Annotated in this window: 19 protein-coding genes; 16 read left to right on the top strand and 3 right to left on the bottom strand. The window is 69.4% G+C overall.

Annotated features, from left to right (window positions below):
* Nucleotides 1-23 precede the first annotated feature (23 nt).
* Together DFQ59_RS13040 and DFQ59_RS13035 are read left to right on the top strand one after the other, a co-directional pair.
* Nucleotides 24-812: an SAM hydrolase/SAM-dependent halogenase family protein gene (locus DFQ59_RS13040; protein ID WP_114280146.1), complete on the top strand. Its 789-nt coding sequence runs from the start codon at nt 24-26 to the stop codon at nt 810-812.
* On the top strand, nt 793-1,974 hold the full coding sequence (locus DFQ59_RS13035; protein ID WP_114280145.1) for a pyridoxal-phosphate-dependent aminotransferase family protein: 1,182 nt from the start codon (nt 793-795) through the stop codon (nt 1,972-1,974). The genes DFQ59_RS13040 and DFQ59_RS13035 overlap by 20 nt, the downstream gene beginning before the upstream one ends.
* 179 nt (nt 1,975-2,153) lie before the next feature.
* Here DFQ59_RS13035 and uvrA read toward each other — a convergent pair whose 3' ends face one another.
* A complete protein-coding gene (uvrA, locus tag DFQ59_RS13030; RefSeq protein WP_114280144.1) occupies nt 2,154-4,985 on the bottom strand; it encodes an excinuclease ABC subunit UvrA in 2,832 nt (943 codons plus the stop codon).
* Between the two features lie 113 nt (nt 4,986-5,098).
* On the opposite strand from uvrA, the gene DFQ59_RS13025 reads away from it, so the two are divergent.
* The 14 genes from DFQ59_RS13025 (at nt 5,099) to gspD (ending at nt 19,891) form a co-directional block, all read left to right on the top strand.
* On the top strand, nt 5,099-6,475 hold the full coding sequence (locus DFQ59_RS13025; RefSeq protein WP_211314932.1) for an MFS transporter: 1,377 nt from the start codon (nt 5,099-5,101) through the stop codon (nt 6,473-6,475).
* Between the two features lie 69 nt (nt 6,476-6,544).
* Nucleotides 6,545-7,012: a single-stranded DNA-binding protein gene (gene ssb, locus DFQ59_RS13020; RefSeq protein WP_114280142.1), complete on the top strand. Its 468-nt coding sequence runs from the start codon at nt 6,545-6,547 to the stop codon at nt 7,010-7,012.
* Nucleotides 7,013-7,220: 208 nt separating this feature from the next.
* Complete coding sequence (locus tag DFQ59_RS13015; protein WP_114280141.1) at nt 7,221-8,987, top strand: oxygen-binding di-iron domain-containing protein; 1,767 nt, start codon at nt 7,221-7,223, stop codon at nt 8,985-8,987.
* Between the two features lie 296 nt (nt 8,988-9,283).
* A complete protein-coding gene (gspE, locus tag DFQ59_RS13010) occupies nt 9,284-10,990 on the top strand; it encodes a type II secretion system ATPase GspE (protein ID WP_114280140.1) in 1,707 nt (568 codons plus the stop codon).
* A 2-nt stretch (nt 10,991-10,992) separates the two neighbouring features.
* Nucleotides 10,993-12,201 (top strand): type II secretion system F family protein, encoded by a 1,209-nt coding sequence (locus tag DFQ59_RS13005; protein WP_114280139.1) that lies wholly within the window; start codon nt 10,993-10,995, stop codon nt 12,199-12,201.
* 61 nt (nt 12,202-12,262) lie between these two features.
* A complete protein-coding gene (gspG, locus tag DFQ59_RS13000) occupies nt 12,263-12,694 on the top strand; it encodes a type II secretion system major pseudopilin GspG (RefSeq protein ID WP_114280138.1) in 432 nt (143 codons plus the stop codon).
* Between the two features lie 61 nt (nt 12,695-12,755).
* Nucleotides 12,756-13,334 carry a GspH/FimT family protein gene (locus DFQ59_RS12995; protein ID WP_114280137.1) on the top strand — a complete coding sequence of 193 codons (579 nt, stop codon included), beginning with the start codon at nt 12,756-12,758 and terminating at the stop codon, nt 13,332-13,334.
* Entirely contained in the window at nt 13,324-13,716 is a 393-nt protein-coding gene (locus DFQ59_RS12990) for a type IV pilus modification PilV family protein (RefSeq protein WP_211314931.1), read from the top strand. Before DFQ59_RS12995 ends, DFQ59_RS12990 begins: the two co-directional genes overlap by 11 nt.
* Entirely contained in the window at nt 13,713-14,369 is a 657-nt protein-coding gene (locus DFQ59_RS12985) for a prepilin-type N-terminal cleavage/methylation domain-containing protein (protein ID WP_114280135.1), read from the top strand. The genes DFQ59_RS12990 and DFQ59_RS12985 overlap by 4 nt, the downstream gene beginning before the upstream one ends.
* Nucleotides 14,370-14,386: 17 nt before the next feature.
* Complete coding sequence (locus DFQ59_RS12980) at nt 14,387-15,379, top strand: type II secretion system minor pseudopilin (protein ID WP_170142158.1); 993 nt, start codon at nt 14,387-14,389, stop codon at nt 15,377-15,379.
* A gap of 24 nt (nt 15,380-15,403) precedes the next feature.
* Nucleotides 15,404-16,522 (top strand): PilN domain-containing protein, encoded by a 1,119-nt coding sequence (locus DFQ59_RS12975; RefSeq protein ID WP_114280133.1) that lies wholly within the window; start codon nt 15,404-15,406, stop codon nt 16,520-16,522.
* A complete protein-coding gene (gene gspM, locus DFQ59_RS12970) occupies nt 16,519-17,106 on the top strand; it encodes a type II secretion system protein GspM (RefSeq protein WP_114280132.1) in 588 nt (195 codons plus the stop codon). Before DFQ59_RS12975 ends, gspM begins: the two co-directional genes overlap by 4 nt.
* A complete protein-coding gene (locus DFQ59_RS12965; protein WP_114280131.1) occupies nt 17,103-17,669 on the top strand; it encodes a hypothetical protein in 567 nt (188 codons plus the stop codon). Before gspM ends, DFQ59_RS12965 begins: the two co-directional genes overlap by 4 nt.
* A 50-nt stretch (nt 17,670-17,719) precedes the next feature.
* Nucleotides 17,720-19,891 (top strand): type II secretion system secretin GspD, encoded by a 2,172-nt coding sequence (gene gspD / locus DFQ59_RS12960; protein ID WP_170142157.1) that lies wholly within the window; start codon nt 17,720-17,722, stop codon nt 19,889-19,891.
* 139 nt (nt 19,892-20,030) lie between these two features.
* On the opposite strand, the gene DFQ59_RS19580 is transcribed toward gspD, so the two are convergent.
* Together DFQ59_RS19580 and DFQ59_RS19880 are read right to left on the bottom strand one after the other, a co-directional pair.
* On the bottom strand, nt 20,031-20,330 hold the full coding sequence (locus tag DFQ59_RS19580; protein WP_147275251.1) for a hypothetical protein: 300 nt from the start codon (nt 20,328-20,330) through the stop codon (nt 20,031-20,033).
* A 273-nt stretch (nt 20,331-20,603) separates the two neighbouring features.
* Nucleotides 20,604-21,555, bottom strand: a 952-nt coding sequence (locus DFQ59_RS19880; RefSeq protein ID WP_170142156.1) for a hypothetical protein, incomplete at its 5' end; no start/stop codon positions are given.

Below are 21,555 nucleotides of genomic sequence, written 5' to 3'. Positions count from 1 at the left end.
CGGCTTTTTTTTCGCGAGCCGGCATGATCGTCCTGTTCACCGATTTCGGCGTCGGCAGCCTGTACCAGGGCCAGATGCAGGCCGCCCTCCTGCGGGCGTCCGGGCGTCCGCTGCCCGTGGTGGAGCTCTGCTCCGATGCTCCCCGCTACAACCCCCGCGCCGCCGCCTACCTGCTCGCCGCTCTCGCCCCGGGACTGCCCCGCGGTGCGGTCATCGTCGGGGTCGTGGATCCGGGGGTGGGAAGCGAGCGCAGGGCGGTTGTGCTGGAGGCGGACGGGCGCTGGTACGTGGGTCCCGACAACGGGCTCTTCGCCATCGTCGCCCGGCAGGCCCATGGGCCGCGCTGGCGGGAGATCCTCTGGCGACCGGAATCGCTGTCGGACACCTTTCACGGGCGTGATCTCTTCGCGCCGGCAGCCGTGCGCATCCACCAGGGGCGCCCGCTCGCCCTCGCCGCCCCGGACCCCGGCGTCATGGTCGGCGCGGACTGGCCGGTGGAACTGGCGGAAGTCATCTATCTGGATCCCTACGGCAACGCCATGACCGCTCTGCGGGGAGGAACGGTCAGCCCGGCCGCGCGCATCAGGGTCAACGGGCGGGTACTGGCCCACGGGCGCACCTTTTCCGAACTGCGGCCGGGTACGCCCTTCTGGTACGTCAATTCCAGCGGGCTGGTGGAGCTGGCGGTCAGCCGCGGCAACGCGGCCCAGGCGCTCGGGCTGCAGGTGGGTACGCCCATACACATCGACAACCAGATGCCGGCAGGCAGACCGGCAGAACCGGAGAGTCAGCATGGAGATTCAGAGCTTTAACCCCCCCGTCCGCACCCTCATGGGCCCCGGACCCTCCGATGTGCACCCGCGGGTGCTCGCCGCCATGTCGCGGCCCACCATCGGCCACCTGGATCCCGCCTTCGTCGCCATGATGGACGAGCTCAAGGTCCTGCTGCAGGAGGTCTTCCGGACCGGAAACCCCCTTACCCTGCCGGTGTCCGGCCCGGGTTCCGTGGGCATGGAAACCTGCTTCGTCAACCTGGTGGAGCCGGGGGACAAGGTCATCGTCTGCCGCAACGGGGTCTTCGGCGGCCGGATGAAGGAGAATGTCGAGCGCTGCGGCGGGCAGGCGGTGATGGTGGAGGACGCCTGGGGGGAGCCGGTCGACCCGGAGAAGCTGGAGGCGGCCCTCAAGGCCAATCCCGACGCCAGGCTGGTGGCGTTCGTGCAGGCGGAGACCTCCACGGGCGTGGAATCGGACGCGCGTGCACTGGCGGAGCTGGCCCACCGCCACGACTGCCTGGTCATCGTGGACGCGGTGACGGCGCTGGGCGGCAGCCCGGTGCTGGTGGATGAATGGGGGCTGGACGCGGTCTACGCCGGCACCCAGAAGTGTCTCTCCTGTACCCCGGGGCTGGCGCCGGTCACGTTCGGCGAGCGGGCCGTGGAGGCCATTCGCCTGCGCAGGACGCCGGTGCAGAGCTGGTTCATGGATCTGAACCTGGTGATGGGCTACTGGGGCGGCGGCAAGCGCGCCTATCACCACACGGCGCCAGTCAACGCCCTCTATGCCCTGCACGAGGCGCTGCTGATGGTGCGCGAGGAGGGAGTCGCCAATGCCTGGGCGCGCCACCGGCACAACCACGAGGCCCTGCGGGCCGGCCTCGAGGCCATGGGTATCGGGATGCTGGTGCGCCCCGAAGCGCGGTTGCCCCAGCTGAACGCGGTGCTGGTTCCGGACGGGGTGGACGAGGCGGCGGTTCGCGCCCGGCTGCTGGAGCGCTTCAACCTCGAACTCGGCGCCGGGCTGGGGGAGCTGGCCGGCAAGGTGTGGCGCATCGGCCTGATGGGCTATGCCAGCCGCCCGGAGAACGTCTATACCTGCCTTACGGCCCTGGAGAGCGTGCTCGGCGAGATGGGGGCCCACATCACCCGCGGCGCCGCCGTGGCGGCTGCCGACGCGGCGTACCGGGAGGCGTGAGGAGGGCTGATGGATTAAGGGATAAGGGATAAGGGTTGGGCCAGTGGGGGTCTACAATCCCTGTTCAGTGTTCAGGGTTCCGTGTTCCGTGTTTCGGGGACGGCGAGGCGCCCGGATAGGGGGCGGCGCGCTGACGGTCCGGTTTCCCTGCGGTTTTGCGCGCCGGCCCTGAGTGCCGGTCAGTTCCGCTCCAGCAGCGGCTTCAGGAAGCGGCCGGTATGGGAGCGGGGGGCGGCGGCGATGGCCTCGGGCGGGCCGGATACCAGCACCTCGCCGCCGCCGTCACCGCCCCCCGGGCCGAGGTCGACGATCCAGTCGGCGGTCTTGATGACATCCAGGTTGTGCTCGATGACCACGATGGTGTTGCCGTGGTCGCGCAGCCGGTGCAGCACCGCCAGCAGCTGCTCGATATCGTGGAAATGCAGCCCGGTGGTGGGTTCGTCCAGGATGTACAGGGTGTTGCCTGTGTCGCGCTTGGAGAGCTCCCGGGCCAGTTTCACCCGCTGGGCCTCGCCCCCGGAGAGGGTGGTGGCGCTCTGGCCCAGTTTCAGATAGGCCAGCCCCACGTCGATCAGGGTCTGCAGCTTGCGCGCCACGGGCGGAACCGGGTCGAAGAACGCGCGCGCATCCTCCACCGTCATCTCCAGGACTTCGTGGATGTTCCTGCCCTTGTAGGTGACCTCCAGGGTCTCGCGGTTGTAGCGCCGCCCCTTGCAGACGTCGCAAGGCACGTAGATGTCCGGCAGGAAGTGCATCTCCACCTTGATGACCCCGTCGCCCTGGCAGGCCTCGCAGCGCCCGCCCTTGACGTTGAAGCTGAAACGCCCGGGCTGGTAGCCGCGGGAGCGGGACTCCTGGGTGCCGGCAAAGAGCTCGCGAATGGGGGTGAACAGGCCGGTGTAGGTGGCGGGATTGGAGCGCGGCGTGCGCCCGATGGGACTCTGGTCGATATCCACCACCTTGTCGAACAGGCCGAGCCCCTCGATCCCGTCGCAGGGGGCGGGAGCCTCCCCGCCGGCGCCGTTGAGATCGCGGGCGGCGATCCGGTACAGGGTGTCGTTGACCAGGGTGGATTTGCCCGAGCCGGAGACCCCGGTGACGCAGCTCATCAGCCCGGCGGGCAGTTCCACGTCCACCCCCTTGAGGTTGTTGCCGCGGGCATTGCGGATCCGGATCCAGCGCTCCGGCGGGGGGGCGGAAAGCCGTTCCGGCAGGGGGATGCGGCGGGCGCCGGAGAGATACTGGCCGGTCAGCGAGCCGGGGCTGGCCTCGATCTGTTCCGGGCGCCCCTGGGCCACCACCCGGCCGCCGTGGATGCCGGCGCCCGGGCCCATGTCCACCACGTGGTCGGCGCTGCGGATGGCGTCCTCGTCGTGCTCCACCACGATCACCGTGTTGCCCAGGTCGCGGAGGTGGAACAGCGTGTTCAGCAGCCGCTCGTTGTCGCGCTGGTGCAGGCCGATGGAGGGTTCGTCGAGGATGTACATCACCCCCACCAGGCCGGCGCCGATCTGGCTCGCCAGGCGGATGCGCTGGGCCTCGCCGCCGGAGAGGGTCTCGGCGCTGCGGTCCAGCGTCAGGTACTCGAGCCCCACGTTGACCAGGAATTCCAGCCGGTCGCCGATCTCCTTGCGGATCTTGGCGGCGATCTCGCCCCGGCGGCCGGGCAGCTCCAGCCCGGCGAACAGATCCCGCGCGCGGCCGATGGGCATGGCGGCCACCTGGGGCAGGTTGTGGGTGTCGATGAAGACGTGGCGCGCCTCGGTGCGCAGGCGGGTGCCGCCGCAGTCGGGGCAGGGGCGGGTGGTGAGGTAGCGCGCCAGCTCCTCGCGCACCACGGTGGACTCCGACTCCCGGTAGCGCCGCTCCATGTTGGGCAGGATGCCCTCGAAGGGGTGTTCGCGGGTCACGACGCGGCCGCGGTCGCCAGGGTAGGTGAAGGTGATGGGCTCCTCGCCGCTGCCGTTGAGGATGACATCACGCACCGCCTCCGGCAGGTCGACCCAGGGGGTCTCGATATCGAAACGGTAATGGTCCGCCAGCGCCGAGAGCAGGCGGTAGTAGTAGGCATTGCGCCGGTCCCAGCCGCGGACCGCGCCGCCGGCCAGCGACAGATCGGGATGGTGCACCACCCGTTGCGGATCGAAGAACTGCTTCACCCCGAGGCCGTCGCAGGACGGGCAGGCTCCGGCGGGATTGTTGAAGGAGAACAGGCGCGGCTCCAGCTCCGGCAGGGAGTAGCCGCACTGCGGGCAGGCGAAGCGGGCCGAGAAGACGAGCTCCGGGCGCCCGGGCTCGTCCATGAACGCCGCCCGGGCGACGCCTTCGGCCAGTCCCAGCGCCGTTTCGAAGGACTCCGCCAGGCGCAGCTGCAGGTCGGGACGGACCTTGAACCGGTCGATGACCACCTCCACCGTGTGCTTGCGGCGCAGATCCAGCTTCGGCGCCTCGTCCAGTTCCACCACGGCGCCATCGATACGGGCGCGCACGAAGCCCTGGCTGCGCAGCGACTCGATCACCTGCTGGTGCTCGCCCTTGCGATCCTGGACGACGGGGGCGAGCAGCATCATCCGGCTGCCCTCCGGCTGGGACAGGACCAGGTCCACCATCTGGCTGACCGTCTGCGCCTCCAGCACGGAGTCGTGCTCGGGGCAGCGGGGCGTGCCCGCGCGGGCGAACAGCACCCGGAGATAGTCGTAGATCTCGGTGATGGTCCCCACCGTCGAGCGGGGATTGTGGGAGGTGGACTTCTGCTCGATGGAGATGGCCGGGGAGAGACCCTCGATGTGGTCCACGTCCGGCTTCTCCATCATGGAGAGGAACTGGCGGGCGTAGGCGGACAGGGACTCCACGTAGCGGCGCTGGCCCTCGGCATAAAGAGTGTCGAAGGCGAGCGAGGACTTGCCCGATCCCGACAGGCCGGTGATGACGATGAGCCGGTCCCGGGGCAGGTCGAGATCGACGTTGCGCAGGTTGTGGGTGCGGGCGCCGCGGATGCGGATGGTGTCCATGGATGCCTTGTAGTAGCCAGCGAAGAACCTGATACTATACGTTTTCACGACGCCGGCAGGCAAAAGCGGAGCCCTCTCCCCACGGGCTGGGGGCGCTACCCCGACACCGAGCCATGACCCCCTCAGCACACGAACAGATGACCATCGGCGAGCGCCGTGCCGCCGCGACCCTCTCGGGCATTTTCGGCCTGCGCATGCTGGGCCTGTTCATGATCCTGCCGGTGTTCGCCCTCTACGCCGAGCACCTGGACGGGGTGACGCCCACCCTGGTGGGGCTGGCCATCGGCGCCTACGGCCTGACCCAGGCGCTGCTGCAGATCCCGGCCGGGATGCTCTCCGACCGCATCGGCCGCAAGCCGGTGATGGTGGCCGGGCTCCTCCTGTTCGCCGCCGGCAGTGTGCTCGCGGCGATGTCCGACACCATCCACTGGGTCATCGTGGGACGGGCCCTGCAGGGTGCCGGCGCCATCGCCAGCACGGTCATGGCCCTGCTCGCGGATCTCACCCGCGAGGAGCATCGCACCAAGGCCATGGCCTTCATGGGCGCCAGCATCGGCGTCTCCTTCGCCGTGGCCATGGTGGCCGGGCCGGTGCTGAACCACTGGATCGGGGTGCCGGGCATTTTCTGGCTCACCGGTGCGCTGGCCCTGGCGGCCATCGCGGTGGTCATCCTGCTGGTCCCGACGCCCCACCGGAGCGGGCTGCACCGGGATACCGAGCCGGTGCCGGCGCTGTTCGGCAAGGTCCTGCGCAACGGCGAGCTGCTGCGGCTCAACTACGGCATCTTCAGCCTCCATCTCCTGCTCACCGCCAGCTTCACCGTGGTGCCCCTGGCGCTGCGCGATTTCGCCGGCCTGGCCTCCGGCTACCACAGTTTCGTCTACCTGGGCGTAATGGCCGGATCGCTGCTGGTGATGGTGCCCGCCATCATCCTGGCGGAGAAGAAACGTCGGATCAAAACCGTATTCCTGGCCGCCGTCGCCCTGCTCGCCGCCGCCGAGCTGGGCCTTTGGCAGCTGCACGGCTCCCTCTCCGCCATTGTCGCCGCCCTGTTCGTCTTCTTTGCCGCTTTCAATATCCTCGAGGCTACGCTACCGTCTCTGGTGTCCAAGGTGGCGCCACCCGACAGCAAGGGCACGGCCATGGGTTTCTACTCCAGTTCCCAGTTCCTGGGCGCCTTCATCGGCGGCGCCATGGGCGGCTGGCTCCATGGCCGTTACGGCATCGAGGGGGTGTTTCTCGGCTCCGCGGTGGTGGCGGCGCTGTGGTGGCTGGTGGCCGCTGGCATGCGGCACCCCAGCTATCTGAGCAGCTATCTGCTGCGGGTCGGACCGGTGGACGATGCCCAGGCCCGCCTGCTGAGCGAGCGCCTGGCCGGGGTGGCCGGGGTGGCCGAGGCGGTGGTGGTGGCGGAGGACCAGACAGCCTACCTGAAGGTGGATCGCAGCCGCCTCGACGTGGAGGCTCTGCAGCAGTACGCCGTCGCCTGAGAGGCGGGTGACAGACCGGTCCCACCGGGGGTGCGGGGACGGTGACCATAAGACACGGGAGAGGCATGCATGGCAAGAGGCATCAACAAGGTCATTCTCATCGGCAACCTGGGCGCCGATCCGGAAGTGCGCTACACCGCGGGCGGTTCCGCCGTTGCCAACCTGCGCCTGGCCACCAGCGAGAGCTGGCGCGACAAGAACACCGGCGAGCAGCAGGAGCGGACCGAGTGGCACCGGGTCGTCCTGTTCGGCAAGCTGGGCGAAATTGCCGGCGAATACCTCAAGAAGGGTTCGAAGGTCTACATCGAGGGCCGCCTGCAGACCCGCAAGTGGCAGGACCAGTCGGGACAGGATCGCTACACCACCGAGATCGTGGCCAACGATCTGCAGATGCTCGATGGTCGTCCGGGCAGCGCCGATTTCGACGCCCAGGACAGCGGCGGGCAGCAGCGGTCCCAGCCGCAGCGCTCCGAGCCGCAGCAGCCGGCCTCCGGCGGCCGCGGCATGGACGACTTCGACGACGACATTCCGTTCTAGCAGGCTGCCGGATTTTCCGCCACGGAGCGCACCGGGTTCACTGGGCCTGCAGGGGGCCGAATCGGCATGGGAACCGGCGGGGTGGGTGACGGTTCTCCGGCATGCCCGATCCCGTTATCGGTGACCCCTGTGCGCCCTGTGGCGAAATACCGCATTCGGCGCACTGTTCGTGCCGGGTGGGTATCCGCTGACGAACGGGCCCTACAACATGATGGGTGATGATCTCGATCCCGGGCGCCCGGTGGAGATCGCCGAGCGGGTGTGGTGGGTGGGGCACTACCAGCCCGGCGATCCGTTCCAGTGCCATGTCTACCTCATCGAGCACGGCGACCAGTCGATTCTCTTCGACCCCGGCTCGGCGCTGACCTTCCGCCACACCCTGCGCAAGATCGAGGCGGTCACGCCCTTCAGCAACATCCGCTACTTCGTCTGCCACCACCAGGACCCGGACATCGCCGCGGCCCTGCCGCTGGTGGACCAGCTGGTGAGCCGGGATGACGCGGTGGTGGTCACCCACTGGCGCGCGGAGGCGCTGCTCAAGCACTACGGGCTCTCCCTGCCGTTCTGGCTGGTGGATCGCAACGGCTGGCAGCTGGATCTCGGCGGGCGGCGGCTGCGCTTCATCTTCACCCCCTACGCCCACTTTCCCGGCGCCTTCTGCACCTACGACGAGCAGACCGGTACGCTCTTCTCCAGCGACCTGTTCGGCGGGTTCACCGAGGGGTTTTCCCTCTATGCCCGCGACGAGAGCTACTTCGAGGCCCTGCGCCCGTTCCACGAGCACTACATGCCGAGCCGGGAGATTCTCGACTATGCCCTGACCCGGCTGCAGGAGGTGCCCATCCGCCGCATCGCGCCCCAGCACGGCTCCATCATCCCCGAGCACCTGGTGGCGTTCATGATGGAGAAGGTCAAGACGCTGGACTGCGGTCTCTACCTGCTGGCCGGCGGCGATTCGGACATCCATCGGCTTTCGCAGCTCAACACCGCGCTGCGCGATATCACCCGGGCCATGATCCTGTACCGGGACTTCCGTGACATCGCCGCCGCCCTGCTCGACATCGCCCGCCGCTTCCTTCCCGCCACCTCGCTGGAGTTCTATGCCCGGGCGGAGGAGGGCCAGGCCCTCCACCTGGCGCCGGCCTCACGCTACCGCGGGGCGCTGGTGGAGCCGCCGCCCGAAGTGCGTGCCGTGCTGGGCCAGGATCGCAAGGCCTGGTCCGGGCGGCACCGCGGGTCCTCCCAACCCCTCGACGGCGATGGCGGCGGGAACGACCACCAGTTGCTCATCCCGCTGTTCGCCCCCTCGGCGGGGGTGGTCGAGTCGGTGGCCATCGTCCGCCTCGACGGCGAGTTGCCGGACGACGAGCGCATCGACGAGATGGCCGAGCAGATGAGCGTGCCCCTGCAGGTGGCGGTGGAGCGGGAAGCCCTCTACCGCACACTCGATATCGAGCGGCGGGAGTTCTTCGAGCGTTCCATCCGCGACCCGCTGACGGGCCTGTTCACCCGCCTGTACATGCATGAAGTGGTGGGGCGGCAGATGCGCATCCACGACCGTGATGCCAAAGCGGCCATCGGACTGGCCCTGTTCGATATCGATCATTTCAAGCGCGTCAACGACACCTGGGGCCACAATACCGGCGACGTGGTGCTGCGCGGGGTGGCAACCGCGTTGCGTGACGTGGTGCGCGAGGCCGATCTCCCCGTGCGTCTCGGCGGCGAGGAGTTCGCGGTCTTCATCCTGGGCGAGTCCGCCCATAACGTGGGCACCATGGCCGAGCGGGTCCGGCGGGCGGTGGAGCAAATCCGGTTCGAGGGTGAGCTCGCCGGGCAGCGAATCACCCTCAGCGCCGGCGTGGCCTGTCGCCGGAGCGGAGAGGACCTGGAGTCGTTGATTGGTCGTGCCGACCGGGTTCTGTACCAGGCCAAGAACAGCGGTCGCAACCGCGTCTGCGCCGATCTGTCCGGCTGATTGCCCCGGCCGGATGCGCTGCAACGGCCGGGATCGGCATCGATTCCTCTCTCCCGCCTCGCCGGCGGGCGAGCCGCTGAATGTGCCTCCAGGAGTGACGCAGTACACTAATATCAGGTAAGCGACCTCTGGACGGTCATTGTCGCCCGCCGGGCCCTGCGTGTGCGGATGGGATCGGGTAAAAGGGACGTTGTCACCGTGTTTAACAATGATTACGCATGCCACGGGCACAATGCCGCCGGCGTTGGAGCGCCGGTCCGGGTGCACGCCGGGTCTGGCGGAGAGGGGACGAGGGGATGCAAGAGGTTCCACACCACGAGCGTGACAAGCGGCTGGGCGAGATCCTGGTGGAAGCGGGCAAGATCAGCCTGTCCAACCTGGAACGGGCGCTCGAGCTGCAACGCAATGAGCAGGGCCGGATCGGCACCATCCTCGCCCGCCTCGGGCTGGTTTCCGAGCGCGACCTGGCCGAGGTGCTGGCAGAAAAGCTGAATCTCGCCGTCGCCGGGCCCGAGGACTATCCCGAGATCCCCCTCCTGGAGAACCACTTCTCCCTGCGTTTCCTCAAGCTCCACACGGTCCTGCCCATACAAATGGGCGAGAGCACCGTCGAGGTGGCGGTGGCCGACCCGCTGGACGACTATGCCATCCGTGCCATCGAGCTGCTGGTGGGCAAGCAGGTGGTGTGCAGGGTGGGCACCGCCGCCGATATCCACGCCGCCATCGAGCGGCTCTACGGCAGTGGCCGGACCCGGATGGCCCAGATCGTGGAGGGGTTGGCTGGCCCCGGGGACGAGGCCAGCGAGGAGGAGATCGCCCATCTCAAGGACCTGGCCAGCGAGGCCCCGGTCATCCGCCTGGTCAACCTGGTCATCCAGAACGCCGTGGAGCAGCAGGCCTCCGACATCCACGTCGAGCCGTTCGAGAACGAGCTCAAGGTCCGCTACCGGGTGGACGGGGTGCTGCACGAGGTGGAGGCCCCGCCCATGCGCCTCTACGCGGCCGTGGTATCCCGCATCAAGATCATGGCCAAGCTGGACATCGCCGAGCGGCGCCTGCCCCAGGACGGCCGCATCCGGGTCCACGTACAGGGCAGGGAGATCGATATCCGCGTCTCCAGCCTGCCCACCATGTTCGGCGAGAGCCTGGTCCTGCGCCTGCTCTACAAGGACAGCGCGGTGCGGGATTTCGCCGCCCTCGGTTTCTCCGAGCGGGTCCTGGCAAGGTTCCTCGAGACCCTGAAGCAGCCCCACGGCATCCTGCTGGTCACGGGTCCCACAGGCAGCGGCAAGACCACCACCCTGTACGCGGCGCTCAGCGAACTGAACCGGCCCACGCGCAAGATCGTCACCGTGGAGGACCCGGTGGAGTACCAGCTGGTGGGCATCAACCAGATCCAGGTGAAGCCGCAGATCGGCCTGACCTTCGCCCGGGCCCTGCGCGCCATCGTGCGCCAGGACCCCGACGTGATCATGCTGGGCGAGATGCGCGACCTGGAGACGGCCGAGATCGCCGTGCAGTCCGCCCTGACCGGCCACCTGGTGCTCTCCACCCTGCACACCAACGACGCGGCGGGCAGCGTGACCCGCCTGCTGGACATGGGCATCCCGGGCTACCTGGTCACTTCGGTGGTCAACGGTGTCCTGGCCCAGCGCCTGGTCCGGCGTCTCTGCCCCCACTGCCGGGAGACCTACGAGCCCCTGCCCGGGCTGGTGGCGGAAACCGGCCTCGGGCGACTGGCCGGGGGACCCGTCACACTCTACCGCCCGGTGGGGTGCAATGAATGCAACGGGACGGGCTACCGGGGGCGCACCGCCGTGATGGAGATCCTGGTCATGGACGATGCCATCCGCAGTCTCGTGCTCAGGAGCGCCGATGCCCGCGAGATCGCCGCCGCCTCCGTGGCGGGCGGCATGCGCACCATGTACGAGGACGGGCTGCTCAAGGCGCTTGACGGCACCACCAGCCTGGAGGAGGTCCTGCGGGTCGCCCGTGACCGGTAGCCATGCCCACTTTCAACTACAAGGCAGTCAGCGCGGAAGGCGAGGTCCTGGAGGGACGGCTCGAGGCGGCCAGCCGGGAGGCGGTGATCGAGCGGCTCAAGGAGCTCGGCCACACCCCGATCCGGGCGGAGCGGGACGAGGCGGCCGGGCAGCGTGGCTGGCGGCCGGCGTGGAGCCGGCGCCGGACCCTGTCGCTGGTGAGTTTCACCCGTGACCTGGCCAACCTGCTGGGCTCGGGCATTCCGCTCGACCGGGCCCTGGAAATGCTGGTGGAGCTGGCGGAGGACGAACGCGCCGCGGCGGTCATCGGCGAGCTGCTGGACCAGGTGCGCGGCGGGGCCGGGCTGGCCGAGGCCATGGAACGGCAGCCGGCGGTGTTCGGCCGCTTCTCCGTCAACATGGTGCGCGCCGGCGAGGCGGCGGGGGCGCTGGAGTCGGTGCTGGAGCGGCTGGCGGAGTTTCATGCCCAGTACGACAGCCTGAAGAGCAGTGTCAGGACCGCGCTCATCTACCCCGCCATCCTGGCGTTCATCAGCGCCGCCTCGCTCATCGTCCTGATGGTTTTCGTGGTGCCCCAGTTCACCTCGCTGTTCGAGGAGATGGGCCAGGAGCTGCCGCTGGTGAGCCGGGTGGTCTTCGCCGCCGGCGGGTTGCTGCAGGGCTACTGGTGGCTGTTGCTGGCGATCATCGCGGGAGGGACGCTGCTGCTGCGCCGGAAACTGGGGGAGCCCGCCTTCCGCGAGCGCTGGGACAACTGGCTGCTGGGGCTGCCCGTGGTCGGGGCGCTCATCGCCCGGGTGGAGGCGGCCGTCTTCGCCCGCACCTTGGGCACACTGCTCAGCAACGGGGTATCGCTGCTCAGCGCGCTGGCCATCGTGCGGGATACCCTGGGCAACCGCGGCCTGGTGGAGGTGGTGACCCGGGTGATGGAAAACGCCAAGGAGGGGCACGGCCTGGCCCAGACGCTGCTGGCCGACGGCCGTTTCCCGCGCCTGGTGGGGCACATGGTGAAGGTGGGCGAGGAGAGCGGCCGCCTGGAGTCGGCGCTGCTGCGGGTGGCGGACATCTACGACCGCGAGGTGAAGCTCGCCATCCAGCGCGCGCTGGCGCTGCTGGAGCCGGTAATCATCATCGGCCTGGGGCTGCTCATCGGCGCCATCATCATTTCCATCCTGATGGCGCTGCTCAGCGTCAACCAGCTGGTGTTCTGATTGCGGCGGGAGTCCATGTGAGGCGAATTGCGAAGAGGTGGGTGCGGTGAGAGAGAAGCGAATGGACGGCGGAAGCCGGAGCGTCCGGCAGCGGGGGTTCACCCTGATCGAGCTGCTGGTGGTCCTGGTCATCCTGGGGCTGCTGGCGGGGCTGGTGGGACCGCGGGTGATGAAGTACGTGGGCGAGTCGAAGTCCAGGACCGCGCGCCTGCAGCTCGAGGAGCTGGGTGCGGCCCTGGATCTCTACTCCCTCGACACGGGGCGCTATCCGGGCACCGACGCGGGGCTCCAGGCCCTGGTGTCGCAGCCCCCGGGCACCGACCGCTGGAACGGCCCGTACCTGAAGAAGAGCTACGTGCCCAAGGACCCGTGGGGGAACGAGTACCGTTACGAGTCGCCCGGCGACCACGGCCCCTACGATCTCTACTCCCTCGGGGCCGACAACAGCGAGGGCGGCAGCGGCGAGGACGCCGACATTCTCAGCTGGGAGTGACGGGAAGCCGGAGCCGGAGTTGTCCCGGTTCTCTCGCCACGACGCGGAGAGCGCAAAGGAAATGAGCAGCGTGAGTGTGCCGTCTGCCGACAGGTCGAAGGGGCTCCGCCTTTCCGGGCCCCCTCGGCGCCGTGGCGGGAGAAACTTTCCATCCTCTCGCCAAGGCGCCGAGAGCGCAAACGAAAGCCGCGCGCGGCCGGGCGGCTTCACCCTAGTGGAGCTGCTGGTGGTGCTCCTGCTGCTGTCGCTGCTCCTGGCCGTGGTGCCGCCCCTGTTCAGCCGCGCCTTTCCGGGCCTGGAGGCCCGGGGTGCGGCACGCAGCCTGGCGGCCAGCCTGCGCAACGCGCGCAGCGAGGCGGTATTCTCGGGGCACGACCAGGCGCTGATATTCGATCTCGAGAACAGGCGTTACCAGCGGCAGGGGTCCGGGCGGGTGACCGAGTTGCCGGGGGCGCTGGAGCTGGAGCTGGTAACGGCCCGGGAGGAGCTGCTGGACGAGCGGGTGGGCGCGATCCGCTTCTATCCCGACGGCAGCTCCACCGGCGGACGGGTGACCCTAGGCGATGAGCGGGGCGGCTGGATGGTGGACGTGGACTGGCTCAGCGGACGTATCGATATTCATGAACGGGATGCGCAGTAAGCGGTGCCGGGGTTTCACGCTGCTGGAGGTGCTGGTGGCCTTCGTGATCCTCGCCCTCTCCCTCGGCGTGCTGCTCGGCATCTTCTCCGCCGGCCTGCGCAATACCCGGCTGGCCGCGGACTACAGCGCCGCGGTGGCCCTGGCCGAGTCGCGGCTGGCGGAGCTGGGAGTGACCTCGCCCCTGGCGCCGGGCATCGAGGAGGGCGCCGGCGCCGGGCCGTTCCGCTGGCGCTCTGAAGTGGTGGAGCTGGATCCCGTGGACGAGCCCGGCGGGCCCGGCGCGGCGCGTCTCTACCGGGTGGAGGTGGAGATCGCCTGGGACAGCCTGCTGGGGCCGCGCACCGTCTCCCTGGCGACGCTGCGGCTCGCGGAGGCGCCATGATGCGCACAAGCGCCAGGATGCCGGACCGGGCCATGGGGCGCCGGAACCGCGGGCTGACGCTGGTGGAGTTCCTGGTGGCGCTCAGTCTGCTGGGCATCATCCTGGCGCTGACCTTCGCCGGGATGCGCATGGGCGCCCGCAGCTGGGCGGCGGCCGATGCCGTGCTCGAGGACTCCGAGCGCCTGCGCATGACCGAGGGCTTCCTGCGCCGGCAGGTGGAGCAGGCGCGTGCCGTCTCCATCGGCCGGGACGAGGAGCACCGGCTCGCCTTCTGGGGTGAGCGGGAGCGGCTGCGCTTCGTGGCGCCGATGCCGAACCAGCAGGGGCGACTCGCCGGGCTCTACCTCTATACACTCGAGTTCCGGGACGCGGGACCGGGAGCGGCGGAACTGGAGCTCTCCTATGTCCTGTTTGCGCCGGATTTCGCCCCGGGGGAGATGCCGGAACCGGAGGGGCGGGTGATCCTGGCGCGGGATCTGGCGGGCGGGAGCTTCGAATACTTCGGCGCCGCGGATCGACGGGAGGCCCCCGGCTGGGTCGCCCAATGGCCGCGGGAGGATCGCCTGCCGCTGCTGGTGCGGGTGGTGCTGGAGCGCCCCGACGGGACCGGTGGCACGGAGACCATCGCCCTGCACGGCAATGCGCCGCGCTGAGGAGGGAGGGGCCGGAAATGCGACAGGAGACAGGTGACAGACCCGCGCCGCGCCGGCCGTCAGCCTCGCGCGGCGTGGCGCTGGTGGTGGTGCTCTGGGTGCTGGCCCTGCTCGGAACCATTGCCGCCGCCTTCTCCTTCGCCACCCGCACCGAGACCGCGCTGGCGCGCAACTGGCTGGAGGCGGCCAGGGGTCGGAGCGCGGCGGACGCGGGTGTCGGCCTGGCGGTCCACGCGCTGCTGCGGGCCCCGGGGATTGCCGATCCCGCCCAGCGCTGGCGTCCCGACGGCACGGTGTACGAAACCGTGTTCGGGCAGACCCGGTTGCGGATCGTCGTCAGCGACGAGGCCGGCAAGGTGGACCTCAACGTGGGCCGCACCGATCTCCTCGGCGGGTTGCTGTCCCAGTGCGGCGCGGAACCCGAAGCGCGCCAGGCAATCCTGGATGCGATACTGGACTGGCGGGATCCGGACTCGCTGGTGCACCTGAACGGCGCCGAGGACGACGACTACCGGCGCGCCGGTCTCGGCTACGGGGCCAAGGACGCTCCCTTCGAGAGCCTGGAGGAACTGGCGCTGGTATTCGGGGTGGACACAGATCTTTACTACTGCCTGAGGGATTCCGTGACGCTGTATGCGTATGTTTCAGGTATCAATCCGCTGGTTGCGACCCGCCGGGTACTGTTGGCGCTTCCCGACGTGGATTCGGCCCAGGTGGACGAGTACATCCGCGCCCGGGAACTGAATGCCGCCGAAGGCCTGCCGCCGCCCCTGCCGACGCTGGCGGACCGACGCTACTTCTCCGAGGTGTCGGGGCCGGTCTACAGCATCCGCGTGGAGGCGCAGACGGAGGGCGGGGCGGTGGAGACGCTCCTGGCGGTGGTGCGCCTGGGAGCGGCTGCCCGCACCGGAAACGGCCAGCCCTACGAGGTGCTGAGCTGGACCCGCGCCCTGCCGCCGCAACCCGGCCAGCAGGCCGGGGATGGGGCATCGATGGTGGCGGGCGGATGATTCTCGACGGAAGGAGGGGCCGGTTTGGCCGCTAGCGCAACACGGCAGGGTGTCATCTCCGGATTCCTCCACTGGTGGCTGGCGGAGCTGCGTTCCCTGCTGCCGTCCCTGTCGCGGGGGCAGGCCGTGGCTGCAGGCCACCGGGTGATCCTGGACATGGAGACCGGGCACCTGCGGGCCACCGAGTGCCGGGGAATGCGTGACTCGGAGCTCGGCCGCTTTGTCCTGGCTCCCGAACGGCGCGAGGTGCCCGCCGATCTGCAGCTGCTGCTGCGGCGGCTGCGCCGGGAGCGCATCGAGGTCGTCGTGCGGCTGCCCCGGGCCCAGGTGCTGGTGAAAACGGTCGCCCTGCCGGCGGAGGCGGAGGAGAACCTGCGCGAGGTGCTGGGCTTCGAGATGGACCGGCAGACGCCCTTCCCGGCCGATCAGGTCTACTACGACTATCGCAACGAGGGCATCGACAAGCAGGACGGACGGCTGCGGGTCACGCTGGTCGTGGTTCCCCGGAGTCACCTGGATCGGGCGCGGGAACGGGTGGAGGAGTGGGGGTTGTCCCTCACGGCGGTCACCTTCGACGAGAGCGGCAGCGGGGGCGCCGCGCATCCCTGCGCGCCCCCGGCATTCAACCTCTGGCGACCCGGCCGCCAGGAACGCCGGAGCACGGGCTGGGGCCGCCTGAACAGGATCCTGGGCATCCTGGCGTTGCTGCTGGCCGTGTCCGTGGCGGCGCTGCCCCTGGCCGTGCAGAAGCTGCGCATCGCCGAGGTGGAGCGCCGCATCGAGGCGGTAGCCGCCGATGCCCGCTCCGCCCAGTCGCTCCGCGACGATATCGACCGGCGGGTTTCCGAGACCGGGTCGCTGCTGCGGCAGCGGCGGCAGACGGCCATCGTCATCGAGGTGCTGCGCGAGCTGACCGCGCTCATACCGGACGACACCTGGCTCGAGCGCTTCGAACTCAAGGACGGCCAGGTGAGCATCCAGGGCATCTCCGCCGACGCCTCCGCGCTCATCGGCCTGCTGGAGGGCTCGGCGCTGTTCGAGAACGCCACCTTCCGCTCGCCCGTGATCCGTGACCCGCGCAGCGGCCGCTACCGCTTCCAGGTGGTCGTGAGCGTCAGCGCTACCGCAGGGGGCCCGCCATGACACTCAGCCCCCCGCTCAGCAAGGGACTCGCAATCGCTCTGCTGGCCGCGCTCCTGGCCGCTGTCTACCTGGTGGTGGTGGACCCGTTGCTGGTCGCCTACCGGGACAGCGAAGAGTCCCTGCAGGTGCTGCGTAAGCGGCTGGCCGGCTACCAGCGGGTGGCCGCCCAGCGGCCGCAGCTGGAGCAGGCGCTGGAAAACGCCGGGTCCGAACGGGAGCAGGAGGATCTCTTCCTGCGCAACAGCTCGCGCGCCCTGGCCGCGGCCGAGCTCCAGGCCTACGCCCGCGAAACGGTGGAGGGGGCCGAGGGCAGCCTGGTGAGTACCCAGCCACTGACGGTGGAGCAGGGGGAGGAGGCTTCCAGCCGGGTATCGGTGCGGGTGCGCATGACCGGCTCCATCGGGGCCCTGCAGGCAATCCTCCATCGTCTCGAGTCCGGCCGGCCCCTGGTCCTGGTCGAGGATGTCTCCGTCAACCGGCGTCCCCAGCGCCGCCGTCCCGGTTCTCCCGGGGTGGAGCTCGACTGGCAGCTGGATGTCCGTTTCACCCTGACTGGGTTCATTCACGGAGGGTCGGGAACGTGAGCGGTGCGAGAGACGGAAGCCGGGGACTGGCGCTGCTGCTGGTGGCGCTCAATCTCGTGCTTGTCGGCGTGCTCGCCTGGGAGTTGCGCTGGCGCGAACAGCCGGAGCCCGTCGCAACTGCCGGCAACAGCCCCCGCCAGCCCGCCGCCGCGGAGCGGGATCTGCCCCGCTTCACGCTGCCGCCCCTCGGGCAATATGCTGATATCATCGACAGACCCCTGTTCAACGAGGATCGGCGGCCGACGGTGGCGGCGCCCCACGAGGCGGGGCCGGCGCCGGATGTGAATTTCCGCCTGATCGGGGTCGTCATTACCACGGAGAAAAAGGAGGCCCTGTTCCAGCTCTCCCGGCGGAACGAGGTCGCCAGGGGGGGGCTGGAGTCCTGGATCGAGGGCTGGATGATCGAGTCCATCGAGCCGGACCGGGTCATGTTGAGACGGGGGCCGAACACCACCGAGCTGTCGCTGGAACGTTCGTCGCCCCCCGCCGCCGCCCGCCCGCCGGAGACGCGGCCGCCACGCCAGGAACCGCGGCCACCACGCCAGGAAGCGCCCGGCGATTGAACATCGCTGCACACCTACAACGATAACGGGGACGCCGAGGATATATCGCCATGATCCAGGGTACGACCGAGGTCACGACCATGCTCAAGCCGATCGCCGCCGCGCTCGCCGCCGCGCTGCTGGCGGCCTGCGCCGCGCAGCAGCCGCAGACCGGGCCGGAACGGGACGCCTACTACGGCGGCGGCGAGGCGAGCGCCGGCAGCCCGGTGCTCGCGCCGGCGACACCCCGGCCGGTCGTGGAGGCGCCGGCGGCGCCGGTTCGACGCAGCCCCATCATCCGCAAGGGCACCGGCATGCTGGTGGGCAACCGCGGCGCCGAGCCGGTGCAGGCGACGGGTCCCGCCGAGGGGGACATCACCCTCAATTTCGAGCGCGCCGACGTGCAGGAGGTGGTGGGGGTCATCTTCGGTGATCTCCTGGGGGTCAACTACGTTATCGACCCGGAGGTGAGCGGCACGGTGAGCGTGCAGACCAGCCGCCCGGTGAGCCGGGAGGCCCTGCTGCCCCTGGTGGAGAGCATGCTGCGGGTCAACGGGGCCGCCCTGATGGAGGACAACGGCCTCTACCGCGTGGTGCCCCTCTCCAAGGCGCCCCAGGGCGCGGTGAAGTCGCGCATCGGTCGCCAGCGGCTCCACGCCGGGCCCGGCTACCACGTCCAGGTGGTGCCCCTGCAGTACATCGCCGCCACCGAGATGGAGAAGATCCTCGAGCCATTCGTGGGCGAGACCGGCCTGATGCGGGTGGACGAGCGGCGCAACGTCCTGATCCTCTCCGGCAGCAGCCAGGACATCCGCAGCTGGCTCGCCACCATCGACATCTTCGACGTGGACTGGCTCAAGGGCTACTCGGTGGGGATCTTCCCGCTGGAGAACGCCGCCCCCAAGACCATCGCCGGCGAGCTGGAACAGATCATCGGCGAGAGCGTGGGCGAGAAGGGCGGGGTGATTCGCGTGGAGCCCATCGAGCGGCTCAACGCGCTGCTGGTGGTGACGCCCCAGCCCCGCTACCTCGACGAGGTGCAGACCTGGGTCACCCGCCTGGATCGGGCCGATACCGGCCCCGGGTCACAGCTCCACGTCTACCGGGTCAGGAACCGCAAGGCCGGCGACCTGGCCGGCATCCTCAGCGAAGTCTTCTCCGGCCGGCGCGGGCAGCGCGAGCCGGCCGCGCCCCGCACCGCGCCGGGCATGACGGCGGTCGCCCTGGCCTCCGCCCCCGCGGGCGAGGGCGAGCCGGCGGCCCCGGCAACGCCACCGGCGGCGGGCGGGGCCGGCGGGGGGGATGCCGGGGTGACCCTGCTGGAGGGCACCGACGTGCGCATCGTGGCCGACGAGCAGAACAACGCCGTCCTGGTGCTGGCAACCGCCGCGGAGTACCTGGTGGTGGAGGCGGCGCTGAAGAAACTCGACGTGCTGCCGCTGCAGGTGCTGGTGGAGGCCTCCATCGTGGAGGTGACCCTGGAGGACGAGCTGAGCTACGGCCTGGAGTGGTTCTTCAAGAACAACTCCCTGGCCCGGGGGCAGGACGGCGTGGGGCTGCTGGACCTGAACAAGGGTGACGGCATCGGCTCCATCATCCCGGGCTTCTCCTATGCCCTGGTGGACTCCGCCGGCGCGGTCAACGCCGTGCTGAACGCCCTGGCCACCGACTCGAAGGTGAATGTCCTCTCCAGCCCCTCGCTCATGGTGCTGGACAACCGCACCGCCGAGATCCGGGTGGGCGAGCAGGTCCCCGTCACCACCGGTCGCGAGGTGACCACCGGCGACACGGTGCTGGAGGCGGTGCAGTACCGCGACACCGGCGTGCTGCTCTCGGTGACCCCGAGCGTGAATGCCGGCGGCCTGGTGACCATGGAGATCAACCAGGAGGTGACCGACGTGGGCGACATCGAGATCGTGGGCGAGAACTCCCAGTCGCGGCGGTTCCTGCAGCGGAACATCCAGAGCACCGTGGCGGTGCAGAGCGGCGAGACCATCGTGCTCGGGGGCCTCATCACCGAGAACAAGCTCGACTCCGAGCGCGGCATCCCGGGCCTCTACCGCATTCCCGTCCTGGGCAAGCTGTTCGGTGCGACCGAGCAGTCCACCAAGCGCACCGAGCTGCTGGTGCTGCTCACCCCCCAGGTGGTGGAGAGCCAGCAGGACGCCACCGAGATCACCGAGGAGTTCCGCCGCCGGTTGAAGAACCTCCAGCATGAGACGGAACAGGCGCTGCGCCGCTGAAGCGGTGCCGGTTCCCGGTGTAGAACAGCCTTCCTGCCGCGACGGCCGCGGCACAGGGCGTGAATCGCGGCTGGAAGCCGCTCCTGCGGTGGAGGAGGGATCTCCGCGGCAGGGCGTCCTTGCACGGTGCGGGCCGGCCTCATTCGTCGCCAGTCGGTGATTCCGGCTCCCGCAGCAGCAGGAGGCGCAGGCGCTGCCCGAGTGCCAGATCGTCCTCCATGACCGGCGCGGAGGCATCACCCAGCCGCTCGGCTCCGGAGAGGGAGAAACCTCGTGTTTCGGCCAATGCGGCGAGGGCCGCGGCGCGGCTCTGTCCGCCGCTTTTCCCCGCTGGCTCGGCAGCCGCGAAGATCGGCAGAAGCAGCAGTAGAAGCGCAAGACCACATCGGGCGGCGAAAGGGCCCTGGCAGGGCCCGGAGTGTTCGCTGTAGCTGCCCATGAGGATGCTTCGGGGCGGATTGGGATTGCATCAACTCTTCGCCCGCAGAGCAAAGACCGAACAACCGTCACGCCGCCCCATCCTGTGTGGTGCGGGCGTTCTTGGCGATCTTTGCGCCTTCGCGAGAGAGATTATTCATCCTTTCCAGGCCCCGGGCGCCCTGCCGGCGAATAAAAAACCGGGCGCCTGTCGCCAGGCCGCCCGGTTCAGGCTACCGGAGATATGGGTTCCGGTGGCCGGCGCACCCGGCCGCCGGAACCCGCGCCTGAATCCTTACGGAATCGGGCACTCCTGGTTGTTGTAGCCGCCCAGCAGCAGGTGCACATCCATGTAGCTGATGCCGCCGCTCACTGCACTGGTCCACAGCGCCGCGATCTCGCCCGGCTCGTCGTACAGACCGAAGTCGTAGCGCATGCTCCACGCGGTGTTGAGGTAGGCCGCGATGACGTTGCGCGCTGCCTTGCGCTCAGGCATCTCGCCGCCGCCCGTGCCCACAATCTCGATCATCGTCAGACCCGCGAGCTTCGTGCCGACCTTGCAGCCGAAGTAGTCGCAGAAGAGCGTATCGTGAGTGAACGGGTTGGTGGCGGTTCCGCCCTCGCCCGTGCGGTCGGGCCAGTCGGGATCCGTGGGCTCATTCCACAGATTCCTCCCGTATCCGCCCTGCCAGAAGCCGGGCGTGCACCCTTCCAGTCCCGGGGTCACCGTGCAGCTCGCGGTGGCGTAGTCGGTGATGTTGTTCGGGAAGCCGTCCGGGTTGTAGAGCACATCCACCCGGTCGGAGACCGTCACATCGTCCATGGCCATCACGCCCGAGGTGTCGAACTGCACCGTGAAGCTGCAGCTCTCACCGTAGGCCAGGCTGGCGCATCCTGCCGCCGTGGCCGCCGCCGTGAGGTTGTCGGCCGGAAGCGGCGGATCGCTGCCCACCGTCACCTGGTCGAGCACGCTGGCGAGGACCAGGCTGGGCGAGTCGGAAGACCCGTCGTTGGTGATGGTGAACCGGTACTCCAGCGGGTCACCGTGGACAACCACCGTGTCATACGGCGGTTCGGTGGGGCCGCTGGGGTCGTAGCACACCTTCGCCACGTCCACGCCCGGCTGGAACAGGTTGACCGAGTGACCGTCGCTGTCGCTGATGTCATTCGGGAACCCGTCCGGGTTGTAGTGCACCGTCACCGTGTTGGGCAGCGGATCCGGGTCACCGGCCTGCACCGTGCGGGTC

The sequence above is a fragment of the Thioalbus denitrificans genome (assembly GCF_003337735.1).
Classification (GTDB): domain Bacteria; phylum Pseudomonadota; class Gammaproteobacteria; order DSM-26407; family DSM-26407; genus Thioalbus; species Thioalbus denitrificans.
The sequence above is the reverse complement of the archived record's forward strand: the minus strand, read 5'-3'. Positions and strand labels throughout refer to the sequence as shown.

Excerpts from the sequence above, each read along its gene's own strand:
- DFQ59_RS12990 (WP_211314931.1), top strand. The coding sequence starts at position 13,324 with ATGCGCAGTAAGCGGTGCCGGGGTTTCACGCTGCTGGAGGTGCTGGTG.
- DFQ59_RS12995 (WP_114280137.1), top strand. The coding sequence starts at position 12,756 with ATGAGCAGCGTGAGTGTGCCGTCTGCCGACAGGTCGAAGGGGCTCCGC.
- DFQ59_RS12980 (WP_170142158.1), top strand. The coding sequence starts at position 14,387 with ATGCGACAGGAGACAGGTGACAGACCCGCGCCGCGCCGGCCGTCAGCC.
- DFQ59_RS13025 (WP_211314932.1), top strand. The coding sequence starts at position 5,099 with ATGACCCCCTCAGCACACGAACAGATGACCATCGGCGAGCGCCGTGCC.
- DFQ59_RS13005 (WP_114280139.1), top strand. The coding sequence starts at position 10,993 with ATGCCCACTTTCAACTACAAGGCAGTCAGCGCGGAAGGCGAGGTCCTG.
- ssb (WP_114280142.1), top strand. The coding sequence starts at position 6,545 with ATGGCAAGAGGCATCAACAAGGTCATTCTCATCGGCAACCTGGGCGCC.
- gspG (WP_114280138.1), top strand. The coding sequence starts at position 12,263 with ATGGACGGCGGAAGCCGGAGCGTCCGGCAGCGGGGGTTCACCCTGATC.
- DFQ59_RS13040 (WP_114280146.1), top strand. The coding sequence starts at position 24 with ATGATCGTCCTGTTCACCGATTTCGGCGTCGGCAGCCTGTACCAGGGC.
- uvrA (WP_114280144.1), bottom strand. The coding sequence starts at position 4,985 with ATGGACACCATCCGCATCCGCGGCGCCCGCACCCACAACCTGCGCAAC.
- DFQ59_RS13035 (WP_114280145.1), top strand. The coding sequence starts at position 793 with ATGGAGATTCAGAGCTTTAACCCCCCCGTCCGCACCCTCATGGGCCCC.
- DFQ59_RS12985 (WP_114280135.1), top strand. The coding sequence starts at position 13,713 with ATGATGCGCACAAGCGCCAGGATGCCGGACCGGGCCATGGGGCGCCGG.
- DFQ59_RS13015 (WP_114280141.1), top strand. The coding sequence starts at position 7,221 with ATGATGGGTGATGATCTCGATCCCGGGCGCCCGGTGGAGATCGCCGAG.
- DFQ59_RS19580 (WP_147275251.1), bottom strand. The coding sequence starts at position 20,330 with ATGGGCAGCTACAGCGAACACTCCGGGCCCTGCCAGGGCCCTTTCGCC.
- gspD (WP_170142157.1), top strand. The coding sequence starts at position 17,720 with ATGATCCAGGGTACGACCGAGGTCACGACCATGCTCAAGCCGATCGCC.
- gspE (WP_114280140.1), top strand. The coding sequence starts at position 9,284 with ATGCAAGAGGTTCCACACCACGAGCGTGACAAGCGGCTGGGCGAGATC.
- gspM (WP_114280132.1), top strand. The coding sequence starts at position 16,519 with ATGACACTCAGCCCCCCGCTCAGCAAGGGACTCGCAATCGCTCTGCTG.